The sequence below is a fragment of the Sphingomonas sp. S-NIH.Pt15_0812 genome (genome assembly GCF_003951315.1).
Taxonomy (GTDB): domain Bacteria; phylum Pseudomonadota; class Alphaproteobacteria; order Sphingomonadales; family Sphingomonadaceae; genus Sphingomonas.
This window is the reverse complement of record NZ_QLJH01000001.1, coordinates 123,225-145,416: the sequence shown is the minus strand read 5'-3', so window position 1 is coordinate 145,416 and position 22,192 is coordinate 123,225. Positions and strand designations below refer to the sequence as shown.

Sequence of the window (22,192 nt, the reverse complement as noted above, 5' to 3'; positions counted from 1 at the left end):
GGGGATCAGGACGAACAAGGGTCAGGCACCGCGAAACACGGGCGGGCGCTTTTCGAGAAAGGCGCGACCGCCTTCGCTCGCGTCGGCGGTGCCGCGCATCGCGCGCTGGTTCTCCGCCTCCAGCGCCATGGCGGCGGCGTAGTCGCTTTCGTAGCCGGCAAGAAGCTGGCGACGGATCGCGCCATAGGCGCGCGTCGGGCCGGCGGCGAGCCGCTGCGCCAGCGACATCGCCTCGCGCTCCAGCATGTCGTTGGCGACGATGCGGTGGATCATGCCCCATTCATAGGCCTTGGCCGCCAGCACCCGCTCGCCGAGCATCATCATCTCGGTCGCGCGCGCCTTGCCGATCAGGCGCGGCAGCATCCACGACGCGCCGCCATCGGGCACCAGGCCGATATTGACGAAGGCCTGTAGGAAATAGGCGGTGTCGCTGGCGACGCAGAAATCGGCGGCCAGCGCCAGGCTGCACCCGATCCCCGCCGCCGCGCCCCGCACCGCGCTGACCACCGGCAGGTCGAGCGCCGCGATCCGGGCCAGCGCCGGATTATAGCTGCGGGTCAGCGCGGCGAAGGTGGCCTCGCCCGGATTGGCCGCGTTCAGCGCCCCGCCGCCGACATCGGCCCCGGCGCAAAAGGCGCGGCCCGCGCCCTGGATCAGCACGGCGCGCGCATCCCCGACCCCGTCGAGCGCGGCGGTGATCGCCTCGAACATGGCGGGCGGCGCGGCGTTCAGCCGGTCGGGCCGGTCGAGCGTCAGGCACAGCACGTCGCCCTGCCGGTCGGTGCGGATCAGCATATCGGTCATCCATGCTCCTCGGGCGTTTCCATCAGTTCGACGAGCACCCCGCCCATGTCGCGCGGATGGACGAAGACGATCGGCGTGCCATGCGCGCCGATGCGCGGCTCTCCAAGCACGGTGGCGCCTTGAGCGGTCAGCTCGGCGATCGCGGCGTGGATGTCCGCCACCTCGAAGCAGAGGTGATGCTGCCCGCCGGCCGGGTTCTTCCGCAGGAAGCCCGCGATCGGCGACGCATCGTCATAGGGCTGGATCAGCTCGATCTGCGTGTTGGGCGCGTCGATGAAGCACACCCGCACGCCCTGGGCCGGCAGATCGAACGGCTCGCCGATCGCGCTCGCGCCGAGCAGGCTGCGATAGGTCGCGATCGACGCGTCGATCGACGGCGTCGCGATGCCGACATGGTTGAGGCGGCCCAGGGTCATAGGGCTGAATTCCAGTGCGCGATCAGCGTCGTAACCGAGAAAGTCGTCAAGATGATTCCTAACATACCCGCAGCCGCGGTTCCGACGATCGTACCCCAAAAGCGGATCGGCATCGTGTCGCGCAGGTAATCTCCGTGATGCCCGTGTCCCACTCCGGCTTTGAACTCTCGCCAGGCCGCGCGGGGGCAATGCAGACACGGCACGACGCCAAAGGCCAGGATCGCCAGCGATTTGACGATGTCAGCGCTCACAACGGGATATTGTCATGCTTCTTCCACGGATTCTCCAGCACCTTGTTCTTCAGCTTCCTGAGCCCCAGCGCGATGCGCCGTCGCGTGGAGTGCGGCTGGATCACCTCGTCGATGAAGCCCTTGCCCGCCGCGACGAAGGGGTTGGCGAAGCGCGCCTCATATTCCGCCGTCCGCTCGGCGATCTCCTCGGGCGTCCTGCCCCGGAAGATGATCTCCACCGCGCCCTTGGCCCCCATCACCGCGATCTCGGCGGTCGGCCAGGCATAGTTGAGGTCGCCGCGCAGATGCTTGGACGCCATCACGTCATAGGCGCCGCCATAGGCCTTGCGGGTGATGACGGTGATCTTGGGCACCGTGGCCTCGGCATAGGCGAAGAGCAGCTTGGCGCCATGCTTGATGATGCCGTTATGCTCCTGCGCGGTGCCGGGCAGGAAGCCGGGCACGTCGACGAAGGTGACGATCGGGATCTCGAACGCGTCGCAGAACCGCACGAAGCGCGCCGCCTTCTTGGAACTGTTGATGTCGAGCACGCCCGCCAGCACCATCGGCTGGTTGGCGACGATCCCGATCGTCCGCCCCTCGATCCGGCCGAAGCCGGTGATGATGTTGGCGGCATGCGCCGGCTGCGTCTCGAAGAAGTCGCCCTCGTCGACCACCTTCCGGATCAGCTCGTGCATGTCATAGGGCTGGCTGGCGCTGGCGGGGATCAGCGTGTCGAGACTGTCCTCGATCCGGTCCCAGGCATCCGCCGTCGGCCGCTCCGGCACCGGCTCGCGGTTCGACAGCGGCAGGAAGTCGATGAAGTCGCGCGCCGCCAGCAAAGCCTCGATGTCATTGTCGAAGGCATTGTCCGCGACCGAGGTGCGGGTGGTGTGGGTGACCGCGCCGCCCAGCGCCTCCTGGGTCACCACCTCGTTGGTCACCGTCTTGACCACATCGGGGCCGGTGACGAACATGTAGCTCGAATCCTTCACCATGAAGATGAAGTCGGTCATCGCCGGGCTGTACACCGCGCCGCCCGCACAGGGGCCCATGATGAGGGAAAGCTGCGGCACTACGCCCGAGGCCAGCACGTTGCGCTGGAACACCTCGGCATAGCCGCCGAGCGAGGCCACGCCCTCCTGGATGCGGGCGCCGCCCGAATCGTTCAGACCGATCACCGGCGCGCCGACCTTCAGCGCCATGTCCATGATCTTGCAGATCTTCTGCGCGTGGCGTTCCGACAGCGAACCGCCGAACACGGTGAAGTCCTGGCTGAACACGAACACCAGCCGGCCGTTGATCGTCCCCGATCCGGTGACCACGCCGTCGCCGGGGATCCGCTGGTCCTGCATCCCGAAATCGGTGCAGTTGTGTTCGACGAACATGTCGAGCTCCTCGAAACTGCCCTCGTCGAGCAGCACGTCGAGTCGCTCGCGGGCAGTGAGTTTGCCCTTGGCGTGCTGGGCGGCGATCCGCTTTTCGCCGCCGCCCAGCTTCGCCGCCGCGCGCTTCGTCTCCAGCATTGCGATGGTCGACGTCATGGCAGTTCCTCTCGTTGCGGACACGGCGATCGACCTTGTGCCCCGCCGCGCGGCCCCAGGCAAATGTGAAGTTGCGAAGTTGCGAAGGATCACCTTGCGAACTACACCGCCGCCATGGCCAGACTCTATGCCGGCGACCAGTTGCGCGCCCTCCGCCGCGCCGCCGGGCTCAACCAGCGGGCGATGGCGACGCGGCTTGGCTTGTCGGTCAGCTATCTGTCGCAGCTCGAAAGCGGCGAGCGGCCGCTGACCGCCGCCGTCAGCGCGGCGCTGGCCCGCCACTATCCGCAGGCGCTGGCGGCGATCGAGGGGGCGGAGCCGGCGCGCCGGCTGGCGGCATTGGGCGCGGCGCTGGCCGATCCCGCCCTGCCCCCGCTGGAGGCGGAGGCGGCGGCGCGGCTGGCAGTCGAGCGGCCCGAGATCGCCGACCGGCTGATCGCGCTCCACGCCGCCAAGCGCGCGGCGGAGGAACGGCTGGCGCTCGCCGAGGAGACGCTGACCGCCGGCGGCTCCACCCGCCTGCCCTGGGAGGCGGTGCGCGACTGGTTCCACGAGGCGGGCAACTATATCGACCCGCTCGACCGGGCGGGAGAGGCGCGGGCGGGCGATGTCGAGGCGGCGCTGGCCGCGCACGGCGTGACGGTCCGCACCGATCCCGACCCGGAATCGCCGATCGCGCGCATGACCGGGCGCGACCTGCTGCTGAACGGCGCGCTGCCGCCGGAAAGCCGCCGCTTCCAGATCGCGCACCGGCTGGCGGCCGTGGCGCTCGCCGAGCCGGTGGCGGCGATCGTGGCGGCGTCCGGGCTGGAGAGCGCGGAGGCGCGGCGGCTGCTGGCCGTCGGTCTCGCCAATTATGCGGCGGGGGCGATCCTGATGCCCTATGACCGGTTCCGGGCCGAGGCGCGGCGGTTGCGCCACGATATCGACCAATTGTCGCGCGCGTTCGGCGTCAGCTTCGAACAGGCCTGCCACCGCCTCTCCACCCTGCAACGGCCGGGGGCGGAGGGTGTCCCCTTCTATTTCTGCCGGGTCGACATGGCGGGCAACATCACCAAGCGGCATTCGGCGACGCGGCTGCAATTCGCGCGGTTCGGCGGGGCCTGTCCCTTGTGGCATGTCCATGAGGCGGTCGCGATCCCCGACCGCATCCTGGTCCAGCTCGCCGAGACGCCGGACGGCGTCCGCTATGTCTCGATGGCCAAGGGGCTGGTAAAGCCTTCCGGCCGCTTCGCACGCGCGCCGCGCCGCTATGCGGTGGTGCTGGGGTGCGAGGCGGGCCATGCCGCCGACTTCGTCTATGCCGATGCGGTCGATCGCGCGGGGTCCGCGACGCGGATCGGCATCTCCTGTCGGCTCTGTCCCCGCCCCGATTGCGACCAGCGCGCCTTTCCCCCGGCGGACCGGCGCATTTCGGTGGAGCCGGATACGCGCCGGGTCGTTCCCTATCGCATTGTCTGAACAGGGGAAGTTCACCGATGCCCGACGCAATCGATCGCCGCGTGATGCTGAAGATGGGCGGGGCCGCCGCCGGGCTGGTGCTGGGCGCCCGCGCCGCCGACGCGCAGCAGCTTCCGCCGCCCTCCGACGTCGATCGCGGCCGGGTGGAAGGCGGCAAGGTCGTCTTCCCGGAATGGCGGGGCGAGGCCGATCCCAAGTCCGCGCCGCCCCCGGCCCCGATGCCGCCCGAGCAGCGGGTCGGCTTCGCGGTCGTCGCGCTGGGCCGCCTGTCGCTGGAGGAGATCCTGCCCGCCTTCGCCGAGTGCAGGAAGGCGAAGGTCACGGCGCTGGTGTCGGGCAGTCCGGAGAAGCTGCGCACCGTCGCCGCGCAATATGGCATCCCGCCGGAGCATTGCTACGACTATGCCGGCTTCGACCGGCTCCGCGACGATCCCAGCGTCAAGGCGGTCTATATCGTCCTGCCCAACGGGATGCACCGCGAATATACCGAACGCGCCGCCCGCGCCGGCAAGCATGTGCTGTGCGAAAAGCCCATGGCGACGTCCGCCAAGGACGCCCGCGCGATGGTCGCGGCCTGCGACAAGGCCGGCGTCAAGCTGATGATCGCCTATCGCATCCAGTACGAACCCTATAACCAGCGCGCCCGCCGCTTCGTGCAGGAGGGGACATTCGGCCGGCTGGTCGCTGCGTCGATGACCAACACCCAGACCGTCGCCCCCGACGGCGCGAAGCAATGGCGGCACAAGCGTGCCCAGTCGGGGGGCGGTTCGCTCCCCGATATCGGCCTCTATTGCATCAACACCGCCCGTTTCCTGACCGCACAGGAACCGGTCGAGGTCGTCGCCCACCAATATTCGCCACCGGGCGACCCGCGCTATGCCGAAGTGGAGGAGACGGTCGCGTTCACCTTATGTTTCCCGGGGGAAACCTATGTGCAATGCCTGACCAGCTATGGCGCGCGCGACAACAAGGCGCAGACGCTGAACTTCGCCCGCGCGACGCTGGAGATGCCCAAGGCCTATCAATATCGCGGCCTGCAGATGTACATCGCCCAGAACCAGGGCGAGCTGGACGAGCGCCAGCAGGTCAACATCCCGCCCAAGAACCAGTTCGCCGAGGAGATCGACCATATGGCCGACTGCATCCTCGCCGATCGCAAGCCCCGCACCCCGGGCGAGGAGGGCGTGCAGGACCATGTCGTCATGGAGGCGATCTACGAGAGCGCGCGCACCGGCAAGCCGGTGAAGCTGGCGGCGGTCAGCGGCAAGGATGCCTTCCGGGGGCCGATGCCGCCGGCCGACGCGTAGACGGTCGGCACGCGCCGGGTCGACACTCTTCCGGTCCGAGGAGACCATCGCCCATCCGCCCGGCACATGCGCATGGTGCTTGTGCTCCTGCGAAGGCAGGAGTCCAGGGCCAAGCAGGACGCCTCCTGACGATATGCGGAACCCTGCGCTTCTGCCCTAAAAGGAGCACCGAAGAACGTCTTCACGCATCCGCCTGAAAATCCTTTCTTCGTCGCGGCTTCGCGGTTTTTGGCGGAATCCGGCGTCGCGGAACCCGTCAGAGGCCGGAACATGGCCCCATGGCAACGGGTTCCTGTGCCATGGTCAACGATCTTGCCCCACCGCCGCTGCCGGACCCTATGTCCGTCAGCCTCTTCCTCGATTTCGACGGCACCCTGGTCGATCTGGCCCCCACCCCCGATACGGTGGTGGTCGATGATGGGCTCGGCCTGCTGCTCGGCCGGCTGGCGACCGCGATGCCGGGCCGCGTCGCGATCGTCAGCGGCCGATCGATCGCGCAGCTCGACGGGTTCCTGCACCGCCATCTCGAACAGGTCGCCGTCGCCGGCAGCCATGGCGCGGAACGCCGTACCCCCGCCGCCGGTCATGTCACGCCGCAGCGGTCCGAGGCGCTGGAGGCCGCCTGCGCCGAACTGCGCGCCTATGCCGATCTGGAGGGCCTGTTGTTCGAGGCCAAGTCGCTCGGCGCGTCGCTCCACTTCCGCCAGCGCCCCGAGCGCGAGGCCGATGCGGTGGCGATGGCGGAGCGGGTCGCGCACCAATTCGGCCTCCACGCCAATCGCGGCAAGATGATGGTCGAGGTCCGCCTGCCCGGCGACAAGGGCGAAGCGGTGCGGACGCTGCTCGACGACCCGGCGATGCAGGGCAGTACCCCGTGGTTCTTCGGCGACGACCGCACCGACGAGGACGGTTTCGCCGCCGCGCAGGGTCTGGGCGGCGCGGGCGTGCTGGTCGACGACCCGCGCGAGACCCAGGCCCGCTACCGGTTGAGCGGCGTCGCGGCGATGCGCGACTGGCTGGCCGCCCTCGCCGACAAGGCGGATGCCGCATGAGCCGGCTGATCGTCATCTCCAACCGCGTCGCCGTGCCGAAAAAGGGCGCCAGCGCAAATCAGGGCGGGCTGGCGGTGGCGCTGCAATCGGCGCTGCGCGAACATGGCGGCCTGTGGTTCGGCTGGTCGGGCGACACGTGCGAGACGTTCGACGGCACCATCCACCGCGCCGAGGGCGACGGCGTCAACACCGCGACGATCGACCTCGAAGAACAGGATATCGACGAATATTATAACGGCTTCGCCAACCGCACGCTCTGGCCGCTCTTCCATTACCGGATCGACCTGACCGAGTTCGAACGCGATTTCGAGGGCGGCTACCAGCGCGTCAACGGCCGCTTCGCCGACACGGTGATGCCGTTGATCGAGGAGCCGGACCTGGTCTGGGTCCATGACTATCACCTGATCCCGCTGGGCCAGATGATGCGGCGGCGGGGGATGCGCAATCGCATCGGCTTCTTCCTCCACACGCCCTGGCCGCCGACCCGGCTGCTGACCGCGCTGCCCAGCCACCGCAAGCTGGTCGACTCGCTCTTCGCCTATGACGTGGTCGGCTTCCATACCGCGGACTGGCTGGACAGTTTCCAGCATTACGTCACCAGCATCATGGGCGGCACGGTGGACGGCGACATCGTGTCGGCGGGCGGGCGCACGATCCGCGCGATCGTCGCGCCGATCGGCATCGACACCGCCGAGTTCGAGGCGGCCGCCCTGTCCGCCGAAGCCAATTTCGCACGCGACCGGCTGTACATGTCCGCCACCGGACGGAGCGTCCTGGTCGGCGTCGACCGGCTGGATTATTCCAAGGGTCTGCGCGAACGCTTCCTGGGCTATGACCGCTTCCTCGCCAATCATCCCGACCGGCGCGGCCTGACCAGCTTCCTCCAGATCGCGCCGCCGAGCCGCGAGAAGGTCGACACCTATCAGGAGATCCGGTCCGATCTCGATGCCCTGTCGGGCCGGATCAACGGCGAATATGCCGATATCGACTGGACGCCGATCCGCTACGTCAACCACGGCTATCCGCGCGAGGAACTGGCCGGCATCTACCGCGCCGCCCATATCGCGCTGGTCACGCCGCTGCGCGACGGCATGAACCTGGTCGCCAAGGAATATGTCGCGGCGCAGGACCCGGACGATCCCGGCGTGCTGGTGCTGTCCGTCTTCGCCGGCGCGGCGGCGCAGATGCGCGAGGCGGTGCTGGTCAATCCGTACAGCGCCGAGGAAATGGCGGACGCGATCGTCACCGCCCTGTCCATGCCGCGCGAGGAGCGTATCCGCCGCTGGCAGGCGCTGATCGAAGGCGTGCGGCGCGAGGACGTGTTCTGGTGGTGCCGCCTGTTCCTCGACACGCTGGAGGCGGCGGGCGAATAGCCGCGCCTCAGCCGCCCGCCCGCTGGGGCAGTTCCACGCGGGCGCGCGGCATCGCCTCCGGCATCTCGCGCCGGATATAGTCGAGCACCGCCTCGCGCACCTCGCAGCGCAGGTCGAAGGCGATCGAGGCGTTGCGCGCCGTCATCAGCCCGCGAATCTCGATCGCGTCGGCCTTCACGTCCGTCACCTGGCAGTTCCAGAAGCGCTTGTCCCATCGCTCGCTCGCCTCGACCGCGCGGCCGATGGCCTCCCGGATACGCGCCACGTCCGCACCGGGATCGACATACCAGAAGACCGAGCCGAGCAACTGGCTGGTCTCGCGCGTCCAGTTCTGGAAGCTCTCCTCCAGGAACTTCGACACCGGCACCACCAGCCGGCGCTCGTCCCATAATTTGATGACGACGAAGGTGAGGCGGATCTCCTCGATCCGTCCCCATTCGCCGCCGACGATCACCACGTCGTCGAGCCGGATCGGCTCGGTGAAGGCCATCTGGACGCCGGCGATCAGGTTTTTGAGCGCGGGTTGCGCGGCGGCACCGACCACCAGGCCGGCGATACCCGCCGAGGCCATCAGCGTCACCCCGATCGACCGGATGCCGGGCACGCTCAGCAGCATCAGGCAGATGGTGACGAAGGCGATGGCGAAGCTGCCGATCCGCCCCAGGATGGTCGCGCGCGTCCGCTTGCGCCGCGCGGCGAGATTGTCCTCGACGCTGATGTCGGCACGTAGTTCGACCAGGCGCTGCGTCGCTTGCAGCAGCCCCGCCGCCGTCCAGCCCAACAGCGCCGGGAAGCCGAAGCCAAGCAACCGCTCCCACAGGTCGCGAAGGTCGCGGTCCATCGGCAGGGCGCGCGCGACGAAGCTGACCGCGATGGCGACGAACAGCCATTGCAGCGGCCGGCGCACCTGCGCGACGACCAGCGTCCGCGCCTCCCGTCGCCGCCTGGTGCCGGCGCGCACCACCAGGCGCATCGCCAGCGCATGCGCCGCCAGCGCGACCAGCACCGCGATCGACACGGCCACCACGCTTTGCAGCCATGCCCAGTCGGCCGGTAGCCGAAGCGAATGGATCAGGGTCATGCCGCGTCCAACCGCTATCGGCCATGGCGGTTCCGCTGCGGTGCAGCATGAGAGTGGAGGCGGTTACCGGTTAGGGGGCGGATTTGATAGTTGGAACGGTTTGGTCATCCCGTTCCCCGGCGAAGGCCGGGGACCAGTTGGGAAGGCTGCTGCAACGGAGCGCTGCACGTCGTCACCGGCGTCGCCCAACTGCGCCCCGGCCTTCGCCAGGGAGCCAGAGGGGCGTCAGTGCGACCCGCAGTCCTCGCACCGTTGCGCCTCCGCATGATCCGGTTCGGGCCGAGCGTTTCGGCGCCATCGGTGACCCATGAACGAGAGACGCCCGAAGCGCAGGCTCGCCCCCGCCGCCAGACCCGCGATCATGAGGTCGATCAGGGTCGTGACTTCGAACGTCGCCGCCCAGCTCGCCAGTTCCGGCAGCGCCATGCCGGCCAGCGGCACGCTGTCCCGCCCCGCCAGCCACGCCGTGGCCGGGATCAGGATCGCGACGATGACGAGCAGCGCGACATGGCCGCGCCCGATCCGGCGCAGCCACTCTGCGGGGCGGACGACCAGCCAGTGGCGGATCGCCACGGCGGCGGGGGTCGCGGGGGCGATCGCCGTCACCGCCCATAATCCAAGCAGCGCCAGCACGATCTCCGCCATGCGTCCCCCTGTCCGCCCGCCCCCGGGCATGGCGTCACTCGCCCGCGAACACACCCTTCAGCTTGGCGAAGAAGCCCTGGCTCGCCGGGCATTCGTCGCCCGTCTCCGTCTCGCGGAACAGTTCGAGCAGCTCGCGCTGGCGCGTCGACAATCTGGTCGGCGTCTCGACGTCGATCTGCACGACCAGGTCCCCCTGCCCGCGCCCCTGCAGGACCGGCATGCCGGCGCCGCGCTGGCGCAGCTGCTTGCCGGACTGGATGCCCGCCGGGATCTTGATCTCGTGCGTGCGGCCGTCCAGCCCGGGGATCGACAGCGATCCGCCCAGCGCCGCCGTGGTGAAGCTGATCGGCGCGCGCGCGAACAGCGACGTGCCCTCGCGCTCGAAGATCGCGTGGCGCTTCACATGCAGGAAGATATAGAGGTCGCCGGCCGGCGCACCGCGCGGCCCCGCCTCGCCCTCGCCGGTCAGGCGGATGCGCGTGCCTTCGTCGACGCCGGGCGGGATGTTGACCTGCAGCGTCTTGGTCTTGTCGACGCGGCCTTCGCCCCGGCAGTCGCCGCACGGATCGGCGATCACCTGGCCCGATCCCTGGCAGACCGGGCAGGTCCGCTCGACCACGAAGAAGCCCTGCTGCGCGCGCACCTTGCCATGGCCGTTGCACTGGCGGCAGGTGGCGGCATGGGTGCCGGGCTTGGCGCCCGAGCCGTGGCAGGTGTCGCATTCGGCGGACACGTCGACCGTGATCTCGGTCTGCTTGCCGTGATAGGCCTCCTCCAGCGAGACATCCATGTCGTAGCGCAGGTCCGCGCCGCGCCGGGCCTGCTGGCGACCGCCGCGCCCGCCCATGAATTCGCCGAAGACGCTTTCGAAAATGTCGGAGAAGCCGCTGAAATCCCCGGCCCCGGCATGGCCGCCACCGCCGCCGCCATTCTGGAAGGCGGCATGGCCGAACCGGTCATAGGCCGCGCGCTTCTGCGGGTCCTTCAGCACGTCATAGGCTTCGGACACGGCCTTGAACTTGGCCTCGGAATCCTTGCACCCGGCATTCTTGTCCGGATGATACTTCATCGCGAGCTTGCGATAGGACGACTTGATCGTCCCCGCATCCGCGGTGCGCTCGCATTCGAGCAGCTCGTAATAATCGATCTGGGTGCTCATGCGCGCCTCACAGGAAAGCGCCCCGCCAACCCGTACCGGCGAAGGCCGGCGGGTCGACGGGGCGCGATCGTCACTTCGTTACGCCTTGTGCGAGTCGTCGACTTCCGAGAACTCGGCGTCGACCACATCGTCGCCACCGGCCTGGCCGCCGGCGGCCGCGCCGCCCGCAGGCGACGCCTCGGCCTGGGCCTGCTTCTCGTAGATCGCCTGGCCCAGCTTCATCGCGACCTGCGCGAGCGCCTGCGCCTTCTCGTTCATGCGCTCCACATCGCCGCTCTCGACCGCCGACTTGGCCTCGGCGACCGCCGCCTCGATCTCCGACTTCAGCGCCTCGTCGACCTTGTCGCCATTGTCGGCGAGCTGTCGCTCGGTGGTGTGGATCAGCGATTCGGCGTTGTTCTTCGCCTCCGCCGACGCACGACGCTTCTTGTCGTCCTCGGCGAACTGCTCCGCGTCGCGGACCATCTTGTCGATGTCGGCGTCCGACAGGCCGCCCGAGGCCTGGATGCGGATCTGCTGCTCCTTGCCCGTGCCCTTGTCCTTGGCGGACACGTTGACGATGCCGTTCGCGTCGATGTCGAACGTGACCTCGATCTGCGGCACGCCGCGCGGCGCGGGCGGGATGCCGACCAGGTCGAACTGGCCGAGCAGCTTGTTGTCCGCCGCCATCTCGCGCTCGCCCTGGAACACGCGGATCGTCACCGCGCCCTGGTTGTCGTCGGCGGTCGAATAGGTCTGCGACTTCTTGGTCGGGATCGTCGTGTTGCGGTCGATCATGCGGGTGAACACGCCGCCCAGCGTCTCGATGCCCAGCGACAGCGGGGTCACGTCGAGCAGCAGAACGTCCTTCACGTCGCCCTGAAGCACGCCGGCCTGGATCGCCGCGCCCATCGCCACGACCTCGTCCGGGTTGACGCCGGTGTGCGGGTCCTTGCCGAAGAACGACTTCACCACTTCACGGACGCGCGGCATGCGGGTCATGCCGCCGACCAGCACCACTTCCGACACTTCGGAGGCGGAGACGCCGGCATCGGCCAGCGCCTTCTTGCAGGGCTCCAGCGTGCGCTTGATCAGGTCCTCGACCAGACGCTCCAGATCGGCGCGGGTGATGGTCTTCACCAGATGCTTCGGGCCGTTCTGGTCGGCGGTGATGAAGGGCAGGTTGACCTCGGTCGACTGGGCCGAGGACAGCTCGATCTTCGCCTTCTCGGCCGCTTCCTTCAGACGCTGGAGCGCCAGCTTGTCCTTGGTGAGGTCGATGCCCTCATCCTTCTTGAAGCCGTCGGCCAGGTAATCGACGATCTTGTTGTCGAAATCCTCGCCGCCCAGGAAGGTGTCGCCATTGGTGGCCTTCACCTCGAACACGCCGTCGCCGATCTCGAGGATCGACACGTCGAACGTGCCGCCGCCCAGATCGTAGACCGCGATCGTCTTGCCGTCCTGCTTCTCCAGGCCATAGGCGAGCGCCGCCGCCGTCGGCTCGTTGATGATGCGCAGCACTTCCAGGCCGGCGATCTGGCCGGCGTCCTTGGTCGCCTGGCGCTGCGCGTCGTTGAAATAGGCCGGCACGGTGATGACCGCCTGCGTCACCGTCTCGCCCAGATAGGCCTCGGCGGTTTCCTTCATCTTCTGGAGCGTGAAGGCGCTGATCTGCGACGGGCTGTAATCCTTGCCGCCCGCCGTGACCCAGGCGTCGCCATTGCTGCCGCGCGCGATGGTGTAGGGGACCAGCTCGGTGTCCTTGCGGGTGACCGGATCGTCGAAACGACGGCCGATCAGGCGCTTCACCGCGAAGATGGTGTTGTCCGGGTTGGTGACCGCCTGACGCTTGGCGGGCTGGCCGATCAGTCGCTCCCCATCCTTGGCGAAGGCGACGATGGACGGGGTGGTACGTGCGCCCTCGGTGTTCTCGATCACCTTGGGCTTGCCGCCCTCCATCACCGCAACGCAGCTGTTGGTGGTGCCGAGATCGATTCCGATTACTTTTGCCATGTGACGTTGATGCCCCTCATCAAACAAAAAGCATGGCGATCACGCCCCGTTACGGCAGCGCAATCGCTGGTTGATGGCGGCGATATAGGGGGGCATCGGCTTGCCGCAAGACGGGGTGGTCCGTAGAACACAAGACCGTTGCGGGAAAGCCGCACGACATTGGGACAGAAGCGATGAAACGGACGGACGCGAATCCGGTTGCACGCACGGCGACGCTGCTCGGCCTCGCCACGGCCCTGACGCTGCCCGCGTGCGGCCGGCCGGACGAGGTGACGGTGGACAAGGCCTGGGTGCGCCTGCCCGCCGTGCCGGGGCGGCCGGCGGCGGGCTATGCGATCGTGCGAGGCCGCGACCGGCCGATGACGCTGCTGCGCGTCTCCGCCGACACCGCGATCCGCACCGAGATGCACGAGACGATGCGGAACGGCCGCATGACGTCGATGCGGCCGCTGGACAGCCTGTCCCTGCCCGCCCGGGGCGAGATCGATTTCGAACCCGGCGGCCGCCACCTGATGCTGTTCGGCATCAACCCCAGCGTCAAGCCGGGCGGCACGATGGTCCTGACCTTCAACTTCGGCGACGGCACCCGCGTCTCGCGCAAGGCGATGGTGGTCGCGGCGGGGGATGACGCCGGCGGCAATGGGGCGAAGTGACGGGCGACCGACCGCTCACCCCCGCCGAAACGGCGCTCGCCGCCGCGATGTTCGGTGAGGCGATCGATTATGGACGGGTCCGGCTGGCCAGGCGCAAATGGGCGTTCTTCCAGCCGAAGGACGTGGTGATGGCCCCGCGCGGCTGCATCCATTTCCACCCGAAGGGCCAGCTCTGGTGCGAGGATTTCGGCGCGGCGCATGTCACCGCGCAGGGGCTGTTCCTGCACGAGATGACGCATGTCTGGCAGCATCAGCGCGGCATCAACCTGGTGCTGCGCCGCCATCCCTTCTGCCGCTATGATTATGGCTTCCGTCCCGGCGTCACCCTGCCCCGCTACGGCATCGAGCAGCAGGCGGAGATCGTCCGCCATGCCTTCCTGCTCCGTCGCGGGCTGGTCGTGCCGGGCGCGCCGCCGCTCGCGCAATATGAGAGCTTGCTGCCGTTCCGGGGCACGCCGACCGCCTGACCGCCGGCGTCAGGCGGGGTCGTCGTCCCGCGCCCGCCCGGGCTGCACCGCGCCGACATGCGCCTGCCCCCGTTCGGCGGCGAGTTGGGCCTGGCGGTGGCGCTCCGCATAGCCGGCGCGCTGTTCCTCGCTGCGGGTGGCATGGCAGCGCGGGCAGCTCACCCCCTCCTCATGGAGCGGCGAGGCGCGATCGGCCGCGCTGACCGGCATCCGGCAGGCACGGCACAGCGCATGGCTGCCCGGCGCCAGGCCATGGCCGACCGCGACGCGCTCGTCGAACACGAAACATTCGCCCTGCCAGCGGCTGTCCTCCGCCGGCATGTCCTCCAGATAGCGCAGGATGCCGCCGTCCAGATGGTGGACGTCGTCGAACCCTTCGCGCTTGAGATAGGCGGTCGCCTTCTCGCAGCGGATGCCGCCGGTGCAGAACATCGCCACGCGCCGCCCGGCCAGCCGATCGCGATTGGCGGCGACCCAGGCGGGAAAGTCGCGGAAGCTGGCGGTTTCGGGATCGACCGCGCCGACGAAGCTGCCGACCGCGACCTCGTAATCGTTGCGCGTATCGATCACCACCGTCTCGGGATCGTCGATCAGCGCGTTCCAGTCGGCCGGCGCGACATAGGTGCCGACCTCGTCCAGCGGATCGATATCGGCGACGCCCATGGTCACGATCTCGCGCTTCAGCCGCACCTTCAAGCGGTGGAAGGGCATGGCCTCGGCGACCGCGAACTTGGGCTGCAACCCGGCGCACCCGGGCAGCGCGCGGATCGTCGCCAGCATCCGGTCGATCGCCTCGGGCGCACCGGCGATGGTGCCGTTGATCCCCTCGCCCGCGACCAGCAGCGTGCCGCGGATTCCCGCCGCCTCGGCCGCGGCATGGAGATGCGCGCGGATCGCCGCCGGGTCGTCGAACCGGGCGAAGCGGTAGAGCGCCGCGATGCGGATCGTCATAGCGCGTCGAAGTCGATCGCCGCGTGACGGTCGAGCGTGCGCGGCGCGGGCGGCATCGGATATTTCAGGCCGGTGGCGCAGTTGAACAGCACCACCCGCTCCTCCTCGTCGACCTCGCCGGTACGCAGCGCCTCGCGATAGGCGGCCAGCGTCGCGCCGCCCTCGGGACAGAGCAGCAGGCCGTCGCGGCGCGCGCACTCGTCCACCGCCTGGAGGATCGCCGGATCGCCGACGCCCAGCGCCTTGCCGCCGCTCTCGCGCACCGCGCGCAGGATCAGGAAGTCGCCGACCGCACGCGGCACGCGGATGCCCGCCGCCACCGTCTCCGCATCCTCCCAGCGCTCGGCATGGTCCTCGCCCGCCTCGAAGGCGCGGACGATCGGCGCGCAGCCCGACGCCTGCACGGCGTACATGCGCGGCCGCTTGGACCCGATCCAGCCGAGCGCCTCCAGCTCGTCGAACGCCTTCCACATGCCGATCAGGCCGGTGCCGCCGCCGGTCGGATAGAAGATCGCATCGGGCAATTCCCAGCCGAACTGCGCCGCCAGCTCCAGCCCCATCGTCTTCTTGCCCTCGATCCGATAGGGCTCCTTGAGCGTCGAGAAGTCGAACCAGCGCCCCTCCGCCGCCCCCTGGCCGACGATCGCGCCGCAATCGTCGATCAGGCCGTTGACCCGCCAGACCCGCGCGCCCTGCATCGCGATCTCGCGCACGTTCACCTCGGGCGTGTCCTCGGGGCAGAAGACGATCGTCTCGATCCCGACACGCGACGCATAGGCGGCCAGCGCCGCGCCGGCATTGCCGTTGGTCGGCATGGCAATGCGGGTGACGCCCAGTTCCTTGGCCATCGCCACCGCCATCACCAGCCCGCGCGCCTTGAAGCTGCCGGTCGGCAACCGCCCCTCGTCCTTCACCAGCACGTTGCCGCCCCCGCCACTGTTCGGGATCGGCACCAGCGGCGTCTCGATCTCGCCCAGGCTGACCACGTCGCGGGTATGGCGCACCGGCAGCAGCTCGCGCCAGCGCCACAGGTCGGTCGGCCGCGCCGTCAGCGCCTCGCGCGACAGCGCCGCCCCCGCCGCCGCCAGATCGTAGCGGACCAGCAGCGGCCGGCCGACGCGCGACAGGCCATGCAGCCGATCCGCGTCATAGCGTTCGCCGGTCATGGAACATTCGAGATGGGTGACGAAGGTCGGGCGATCGGCGATCAGGTTGTGCGACATCCTGCATTCCTTAGCGCAATCGCGACCGGAGAGACAAATCCCGTCCCGCTCAGCAAGGGCGCCGACCATCCTGCCGACCCGATCGGTATCGTCCAGGGTTCGCAGGCGGCGGTAGACGAAGCCCCGACCTCTATGGCAGGTTAGGACATCGTCACCGGCGAGCTCATGATTCGGGAATATGACAGGATCGACCGTCTCCCGAACTGATCGCGACCTTCAAGGAATATCGTTTTGACGCGAACGCTGGTGGTGCTGCCGAGTGTATCGGCCGTTCCGGAGGGTGATGCCCTGTTCCTCGATCGCAAGGCGGTGGAGGGGCTTCAGGCCTATGCCCGGCTATGGCCCGGCCCGGTGCGCTGCGCGATGCGGGCCGGGCAGCGGCACGACATCGCCTTCGGATCGCTCTACAAGCCGCAGGATCTGCCGGTCGAGATGCGCGTCATCGGGCCAGACGCGCTGGCCGAGCCCGGCCTGTTCGACGACGCGGCGGTGATCCTGGCGGCGGGCGACATCCACACGGATTTCACGTTGGCCGGGACGGTGTCCGCGCCCCTGGTCTACATCATCGAATATACGCTCGCCACGCGACTGCGGATCAACCGGCTGTATAACGGCCTGTCGGTGCAGATGGCCAAATCGGGCGTATGGACGATCGGCATGGAGCGGCGGCGGCGGCGCGCCTTTGCGCGGTCGCAAGGCTTGCAGTGCAACGGCACCCCCGCCTTCAACGCCTATCGCCGGCTCACTCCGGCTCCCCTGCTCTATCTGGACACGCGCACCAGCGACGCCAAGCAGATCGGGGCGGAGGCGCTGGCCGAGAAGCATCGCCAGATGCGGACGGGCGGGCCGTTGCGGATCGCCTTTTCCGGCCGGCTGGAGCGGATGAAGGGGGCCGATCACCTGCTGCCGGTGGCGGACGCGCTGGTCCGCGCGGGGCTGGACTTCACGCTCGACGTCTATGGCGATGGCGATCTGCGCGCCGGCATGGCGGCGCGGATCGCGGCGACAGGCCTGGGGAACCGGGTGACGCTGCACGGCCCCGTGCCGTTCGAGGAGGCGTTGATCCCGGCGATGACCGCCCGGACCGACCTGTTCCTCTGCTGCCACCGCCAGTCGGACCCGTCCTGCACCTATATGGAAACGCTGAGCTGCGGCGTGCCGATCGTCGGCTATAACAACGCCGCGTTTCGCGGCATCACCCGGCTGGGCGAGATCGGGCCGCGGGTCCCGATGGATTCGGTGGACGGCGCGGCGGCGGCGATCATCAGCCTGTCGAACGATCGGGCGCGGCTGGTGGCGCTTTCCACCAACGCCGCCGCCCTTGGCCGGGAGCATAGTTTCGAGCGCGAGTTCGAGCGGCGCATCGACCATCTGCGCCAGGTGGCGGGACTTTAGCCCGCGGCACGGACCACCGCTCGACCGGCGAGCGGTGGTCCGGCGACATCAGCCGGCGGTCGGGGCCTTCGCCACCGCGACCAGTGCCGGGCGGAGCAGGCGGTCCTTGATCATATAGCCGGCCTGCATCTCCTGCACGATCGTGCCCGGCTCCGCGTCGCTCGGCATTTCCATCATCGCCTGATGCTGGTTGGGATCGAGCTTCGCGCCCATCGCCTGGATGCGGGTGATGCCGTGGCGGGTCAGCACGCTGTCCAGCTCGCGGCCGGTCGCGTCGAGGCCGGTGACCAGCCCCTTGAACCGCTCGTCCTCGCGCGCGTCGGCCGGGATCGCCGCCAGGCCGCGCGACAGATTGTCGGCGACCGACAGCACGTCGCGGGCGAAGGCGGTGGCGGCATAGTTGCGCGCATCCACCACGTCCTTCTCGGCGCGGCGGCGCACATTCTGCATATCGGCCTGGGCATAGAGATATTGCTGCCGGGCCTCGGCCAGCTGGCTCTCCAGCTCGGCGATGCGCGCGGCGGCGGCGTCGTGCTCCGCCAGTTCGGGCGCGGCCTGGGCGGTCTCGGCGCGCAGAGTGTCGTCCTGCGTGTCAGTCGTATCGGTCATGTCGTTCCCTGTATCAGCCCATCAAACGGGCCAGCGTTGCGGCCGTGAAATCCACCATGGGCACGATGCGCGCATAGTTCAACCGCGTGGGGCCGATCACCCCCACCACGCCGACGACCTGCCCGCCCGGTCCGCGGAACGGCCGCGCGATCACCGACGAGCCCGACAGCGCGAACAGCTTGTTCTCCGCGCCGATGAAGATCCGCGTCGCGTCGCCCGCCCGCGCGCTGTCGAGCAGCGCCGCGATCTCCTGCTTGCCCTCCAGGTCGTCGAGCAGGTCGCGCACCCGGTCGAGATCGGCGACGGCGGCGGCGTCGATCAGCCGCCCCTGCCCGCGCACGATCAGCACCGGCCGCCGGTCGCCATCCTCCGACCAGACCGCCAGCCCGCGTTCGACCAGCGCGCGGCCGGCATCGTCGAGCGCGGCGCGGCCCGCCGTCAGTTCCTGTTCGACCCGCACCCGCGCCTCGCCCAGCGTCAGCCCGCCCAGCCGCTGCGACATGTAGTTGCCCGCCACGACCAGCGCGGACGGATCGATCCCGGCGGGCAGGTCGAGCACCCGGTTCTCGACCGATCCGTCCTCCGCCACCAGCACCGCCAGCGCCTGGTCCGGCGACAGCGGCACGAAGCCGATCGAGCGCAGCCGCAACTCGCGCTTGGGCACCAGCACCAGCCCGGCACAGGCCGACAGGCCGGACAGCGCCGCCGTGGTCGCCGCCAGCGCCTCCTCGACCGGGCCGCCGCTGCGGCTGCGCTGCTCGATCTGCGCACGCTCCTCGGCCGAGGGTTCGGCGGCCTGCATCATCCCGTCGACGAACAGGCGCAGCCCCCGGTCGGTCGGCACCCGCCCCGCCGAGGTGTGCGGGCTGGCGAGCAGACCCAGCGCCTCCAGTTCGCCCATCACCCCCCGGATCGAGGCGGGCGACAGGTTGAGGCCCGAGGCGATGGCGATCGTCTTCGACCCCACCGGCATGCCGCTGGCCAGATAGCCATCGACGACAGCACGGAAGATCTCCCGCGCGCGGTCGGTCAGTTCGGTGACGGGCGGGCTCATCATCCGCATGATCTAGGCTGGCCTGTTCCCGAACGGAAGGCTAGGCGTCGGCATAACCGACACTTGCAGGATAATGCCCATGCGCCCCAGCGGCCGCACCCCCGACCAGATGCGCGCGATCTCGATCCAGCCCCGCTTCACCCGCCATGCCGAGGGATCGGTGCTGATCGGCTTCGGCGACACCCGCGTGCTCGTCACCGCCAGCGTCGAGGAGCGCGTGCCCCCCTTCCTGCGCGGCAAGGGCGAGGGCTGGGTGACCGCCGAATATGGCATGTTGCCCCGCGCCACCCATACGCGCGGCAATCGCGAGGCCGCCAAGGGCAAGCAGTCCGGCCGCACCCAGGAGATCCAGCGGCTGATCGGCCGCAGCCTGCGCTCGGTCGTCGACCTGAAGGCGCTGGGCGAGCGGCAGATCGTGCTCGACTGCGACGTGATCCAGGCCGATGGCGGCACCCGCACCGCCTCCATCTCCGGCGCCTGGGTGGCGCTGCGCCTGGCGGTCGACACGCTGCTCCAGAACGGCAAGCTGTCCGCCGACCCGATCCGCCAGAAGGTCGCGGCCGTGTCCTGCGGCATCTACAAGGGCACGCCGGTGCTCGACCTCGACTATGACGAGGATTCCAACGCCGATGCCGACGCCAATTTCGTGTTGCTCGAAAACGGCCATATCGCCGAGGCGCAGGCGACCGCCGAACATGCCACCTATGACGAGGAGGCGCTGCTCCGCCTGCTCCGCCTGGCGCGGATGGGCTGCACCGAGATCTTCGCGGCGCAGGACCGGGCGGTGAAGGCATGAGCGGCGAGGGCGACGAGCCCCAGGCGATCCGCAAGCTGACCCCCGGCACGCTGGTGATCGCCAGCCACAATGCCGGCAAGGTGCGCGAGATCGCGGCGCTGCTGGAGGGGCGCGGGCTGGACGTGGTGTCCGCCGCGTCGCTCGACCTGCCCGAGCCGGAGGAGACGGGCACCACCTTCGTCATGAACGCCGAGTTGAAGGCGCGGGCGGCGGCCGACCTGTCCGGCCTGCCCGCGCTCGCCGACGATAGTGGCCTGTGCGTCGACGCGCTGGGCGGCGATCCCGGCATCTTCTCGGCGCGCTGGGCCGGCGAGGACAAGGACTTCGCCCGCGCCATGGACCTGATCGAGACGCGCATCGGCGAGAGCGGCGACCACCCCGCCCGCACCGCGCATTTCGTCTGCGCGCTGGCGCTCGCCTGGCCCGACGGCCATGTCGAATGGTTCGAGGGACGGGTCGACGGCACGCTGGTCCATCCGCCGCGCGGGGACAAGGGCCATGGCTATGACCCGATCTTCCAGCCCGATGGCCATGACGTGACCTTCGCCGAGATGGACGAGCCGCTGAAGAACCGGATCAGCCACCGGGGCGACGCGTTCCAGCAAATGGTCGCGGCCGTATTCTGACGACGGGCCGGGCGGATGACCCAGGTCATCCGCCCGTGCACGCTAGGCGCGGCTCACCAGCAGCTTGTCGATCCGGCGTCCGTCCAGGTCGACCACCTCGAACCGCCAGCCCTGCTCGACGAAACTCTCGCCTTCCGCCGGCAGATAGCGGAACACCGCCAGCGCCAGCCCGGCGGCGGTGGCATAGTCGCGGTCCTCGGGCAGTTCGATGTCCAGCCGCTCCGCCAGCATGTCCGCCGCCGCCGTGCCCGCCACGAGCAGCGAGCCGTCGTCGCGCTGGACGATCGCCGGGCCGTCCTCCGACGACGCCTCCGCCGGGTCGCCGCCCGCGATCGCCGCCAGCAGGTCGGCCGGCGTCACGATCCCTTCGAAATGTCCATATTCGTCGTGGATCAGCGCCATCGGCACCTCCGCCGCCCGCAGCGTGACGAAGGCGTCGGGCGCGTCGACCTGGTCGATCACCACCGGCGCCTTGCGCATCAGCGCCGCCAGATCGAGCGGTTCCTGTCGCAACAGCGCGGCGGCGATGTCGCGTGCCTGGACGACGCCCATGACCGAGTCGATCGAGCCGTCGCCGACCGGCAGCCTGGTATGCTGGGTCACGAGCAGCCGGGCGCGCAATTCCGCCTCGCCGGCCTGGAGATCGAGCCAGTCGACCTCGGTGCGTGGCGTCATCACCTCGCGAACCGGCCGGTCGGCGAGGCGGACGACGCCGGAGATGATCGAGCGCTCATGCTCCTCGATCACGCCGGACTTGCTCGCCTCCGCGACGATCATCTGCAATTCCTCCGCCGTCACCTGCTCCTCGCCGCCCCAGTCGAGCCGCAACAGGCGGAAGATCAGCGCGCTGCTCGAATCGAGCAGCCAGACCAGCGGCGCGGTGAAGCGGGCGATCCAGCGCATCGGGATGGCGACGCCGCAGGCGACCGCTTCCGGCCGGCGCAGCGCGATCTGCTTGGGCACCAGCTCGCCCACGATCAGCGAGGCATAGGTGGTCAGTCCGATCACCAGCGCGAAACCGACCGAGCGCGCGGTCGCAGCGGACAGGCCCAGCAGTTCGAGGCGCGCGGCGGTGGGGGCACCCAGGCTGGAGCCCGAATAGGCGCCGGCCAGGATGCCGATCAGCGTGATGCCGATCTGCACCGTCGACAGGAACTTGCCCGGATCGCCCGACAGCGTCAGCGCCGCGCGGGCCCCCGGCCGCCGGGCGCGCGCCATCGCCGCCAGCCGCGCCTTGCGCGAAGAGACCAGCGCCAGTTCGCTCATCGCGAAGACACCGTTCAACGCGACCAGCGCGAGGATGACGAAGACGTCGATCCAGGGAAAGGGAGGAAGCGGGGCCATCGGCGTGTCC

22 protein-coding genes are annotated in these 22,192 nt (G+C 69.3%); 9 read left to right on the top strand and 13 right to left on the bottom strand.

Translation table 11 applies throughout. The annotated features are described in order from the left end of the window. Positions 1 to 21: 21 nt before the first annotated feature. From BRX43_RS00570 to BRX43_RS00555, 4 genes are read right to left on the bottom strand one after another with little or no spacing between them, the layout of a single operon-like run. On the bottom strand, positions 22 to 804 hold the full coding sequence (locus BRX43_RS00570) for an enoyl-CoA hydratase-related protein (protein WP_125992874.1): 783 nt from the start codon (positions 802 to 804) through the stop codon (positions 22 to 24). Continuing rightward, positions 801 to 1,220: a methylmalonyl-CoA epimerase gene (mce, locus tag BRX43_RS00565; protein ID WP_125992873.1), complete on the bottom strand. Its 420-nt coding sequence runs from the start codon at positions 1,218 to 1,220 to the stop codon at positions 801 to 803. The genes BRX43_RS00570 and mce overlap by 4 nt, the downstream gene beginning before the upstream one ends. After that, a complete protein-coding gene (locus tag BRX43_RS00560) occupies positions 1,217 to 1,471 on the bottom strand; it encodes a hypothetical protein (RefSeq protein ID WP_125992872.1) in 255 nt (84 codons plus the stop codon). Before BRX43_RS00560 ends, mce begins: the two co-directional genes overlap by 4 nt. Then, positions 1,468 to 2,994, bottom strand: coding sequence for an acyl-CoA carboxylase subunit beta (locus BRX43_RS00555; RefSeq protein WP_125992871.1), 1,527 nt, complete (start codon positions 2,992 to 2,994; stop codon positions 1,468 to 1,470). The genes BRX43_RS00560 and BRX43_RS00555 overlap by 4 nt, the downstream gene beginning before the upstream one ends. 114 nt (positions 2,995 to 3,108) lie before the next feature. On the opposite strand from BRX43_RS00555, the gene BRX43_RS00550 reads away from it, so the two are divergent. From BRX43_RS00550 to BRX43_RS00535, 4 genes are all read left to right on the top strand, one after another. Further along, positions 3,109 to 4,455, top strand: a complete 1,347-nt coding sequence (locus tag BRX43_RS00550) for a helix-turn-helix transcriptional regulator (RefSeq protein WP_125992870.1) — start codon at positions 3,109 to 3,111, stop codon at positions 4,453 to 4,455. 17 nt (positions 4,456 to 4,472) lie between these two features. Continuing rightward, positions 4,473 to 5,762, top strand: a complete 1,290-nt coding sequence (locus tag BRX43_RS00545) for a Gfo/Idh/MocA family oxidoreductase (RefSeq protein ID WP_125992869.1) — start codon at positions 4,473 to 4,475, stop codon at positions 5,760 to 5,762. A 338-nt stretch (positions 5,763 to 6,100) separates the two neighbouring features. Beyond that, a complete protein-coding gene (otsB, locus tag BRX43_RS00540) occupies positions 6,101 to 6,814 on the top strand; it encodes a trehalose-phosphatase (protein ID WP_241214686.1) in 714 nt (237 codons plus the stop codon). After that, positions 6,811 to 8,187, top strand: coding sequence for a trehalose-6-phosphate synthase (locus BRX43_RS00535; protein ID WP_125992868.1), 1,377 nt, complete (start codon positions 6,811 to 6,813; stop codon positions 8,185 to 8,187). Before otsB ends, BRX43_RS00535 begins: the two co-directional genes overlap by 4 nt. 7 nt (positions 8,188 to 8,194) lie before the next feature. Here the strand turns inward: BRX43_RS00535 and BRX43_RS00530 are convergent, their stop codons facing one another. The 4 genes from BRX43_RS00530 to dnaK all read right to left on the bottom strand — a co-directional run bounded on the left by BRX43_RS00530 (position 8,195) and on the right by dnaK (position 13,064). After that, a complete protein-coding gene (locus BRX43_RS00530) occupies positions 8,195 to 9,268 on the bottom strand; it encodes a mechanosensitive ion channel domain-containing protein (RefSeq protein WP_125992867.1) in 1,074 nt (357 codons plus the stop codon). Between the two features lie 225 nt (positions 9,269 to 9,493). Next, on the bottom strand, positions 9,494 to 9,913 hold the full coding sequence (locus BRX43_RS00525; protein ID WP_125992866.1) for a hypothetical protein: 420 nt from the start codon (positions 9,911 to 9,913) through the stop codon (positions 9,494 to 9,496). 34 nt (positions 9,914 to 9,947) lie between these two features. Next, positions 9,948 to 11,072 carry a molecular chaperone DnaJ gene (dnaJ, locus tag BRX43_RS00520; protein ID WP_125992865.1) on the bottom strand — a complete coding sequence of 375 codons (1,125 nt, stop codon included), beginning with the start codon at positions 11,070 to 11,072 and terminating at the stop codon, positions 9,948 to 9,950. 78 nt (positions 11,073 to 11,150) lie between these two features. Then, complete coding sequence (dnaK, locus tag BRX43_RS00515) at positions 11,151 to 13,064, bottom strand: molecular chaperone DnaK (RefSeq protein ID WP_125992864.1); 1,914 nt, start codon at positions 13,062 to 13,064, stop codon at positions 11,151 to 11,153. Positions 13,065 to 13,237: 173 nt separating this feature from the next. Here dnaK and BRX43_RS00510 point away from each other — a divergent pair, with 173 nt between their 5' ends. Both BRX43_RS00510 and BRX43_RS00505 read left to right on the top strand, forming a co-directional pair. Beyond that, on the top strand, positions 13,238 to 13,717 hold the full coding sequence (locus BRX43_RS00510; RefSeq protein ID WP_125992863.1) for a copper chaperone PCu(A)C: 480 nt from the start codon (positions 13,238 to 13,240) through the stop codon (positions 13,715 to 13,717). A 47-nt stretch (positions 13,718 to 13,764) separates the two neighbouring features. Further along, the gene (locus BRX43_RS00505) at positions 13,765 to 14,184 is read left to right on the top strand and encodes a vgr related protein (RefSeq protein ID WP_125993005.1); all 420 of its coding nucleotides are present in this window, start codon (positions 13,765 to 13,767) and stop codon (positions 14,182 to 14,184) included. Between the two features lie 9 nt (positions 14,185 to 14,193). Here BRX43_RS00505 and BRX43_RS00500 read toward each other — a convergent pair whose 3' ends face one another. Both BRX43_RS00500 and BRX43_RS00495 read right to left on the bottom strand, forming a co-directional pair. Continuing rightward, positions 14,194 to 15,135, bottom strand: coding sequence for a rhodanese-related sulfurtransferase (locus tag BRX43_RS00500; RefSeq protein ID WP_125992862.1), 942 nt, complete (start codon positions 15,133 to 15,135; stop codon positions 14,194 to 14,196). Then, entirely contained in the window at positions 15,132 to 16,358 is a 1,227-nt protein-coding gene (locus BRX43_RS00495; RefSeq protein ID WP_125992861.1) for a threonine synthase, read from the bottom strand. The genes BRX43_RS00500 and BRX43_RS00495 overlap by 4 nt, the downstream gene beginning before the upstream one ends. 231 nt (positions 16,359 to 16,589) lie before the next feature. On the opposite strand from BRX43_RS00495, the gene BRX43_RS00490 reads away from it, so the two are divergent. After that, positions 16,590 to 17,753 (top strand): glycosyltransferase, encoded by a 1,164-nt coding sequence (locus BRX43_RS00490; protein WP_125992860.1) that lies wholly within the window; start codon positions 16,590 to 16,592, stop codon positions 17,751 to 17,753. Positions 17,754 to 17,801: 48 nt separating this feature from the next. Here the strand turns inward: BRX43_RS00490 and grpE are convergent, their stop codons facing one another. Together grpE and hrcA are read right to left on the bottom strand one after the other, a co-directional pair. Then, positions 17,802 to 18,362 carry a nucleotide exchange factor GrpE gene (gene grpE / locus BRX43_RS00485; RefSeq protein WP_125992859.1) on the bottom strand — a complete coding sequence of 187 codons (561 nt, stop codon included), beginning with the start codon at positions 18,360 to 18,362 and terminating at the stop codon, positions 17,802 to 17,804. Positions 18,363 to 18,375: 13 nt separating this feature from the next. Next, positions 18,376 to 19,419 carry a heat-inducible transcriptional repressor HrcA gene (hrcA, locus tag BRX43_RS00480; protein WP_125992858.1) on the bottom strand — a complete coding sequence of 348 codons (1,044 nt, stop codon included), beginning with the start codon at positions 19,417 to 19,419 and terminating at the stop codon, positions 18,376 to 18,378. Between the two features lie 76 nt (positions 19,420 to 19,495). Between hrcA and rph the strand changes: the two genes are divergently transcribed. Then, positions 19,496 to 20,212, top strand: a complete 717-nt coding sequence (rph, locus tag BRX43_RS00475; protein ID WP_125992857.1) for a ribonuclease PH — start codon at positions 19,496 to 19,498, stop codon at positions 20,210 to 20,212. Further along, on the top strand, positions 20,209 to 20,838 hold the full coding sequence (gene rdgB / locus BRX43_RS00470) for an RdgB/HAM1 family non-canonical purine NTP pyrophosphatase (RefSeq protein ID WP_125992856.1): 630 nt from the start codon (positions 20,209 to 20,211) through the stop codon (positions 20,836 to 20,838). The genes rph and rdgB overlap by 4 nt, the downstream gene beginning before the upstream one ends. Before the next feature lie 42 nt (positions 20,839 to 20,880). On the opposite strand, the gene BRX43_RS00465 is transcribed toward rdgB, so the two are convergent. Further along, positions 20,881 to 22,182 (bottom strand): hemolysin family protein, encoded by a 1,302-nt coding sequence (locus tag BRX43_RS00465; RefSeq protein ID WP_125992855.1) that lies wholly within the window; start codon positions 22,180 to 22,182, stop codon positions 20,881 to 20,883. Between the last annotated feature and the right edge of the window lie 10 nt (positions 22,183 to 22,192).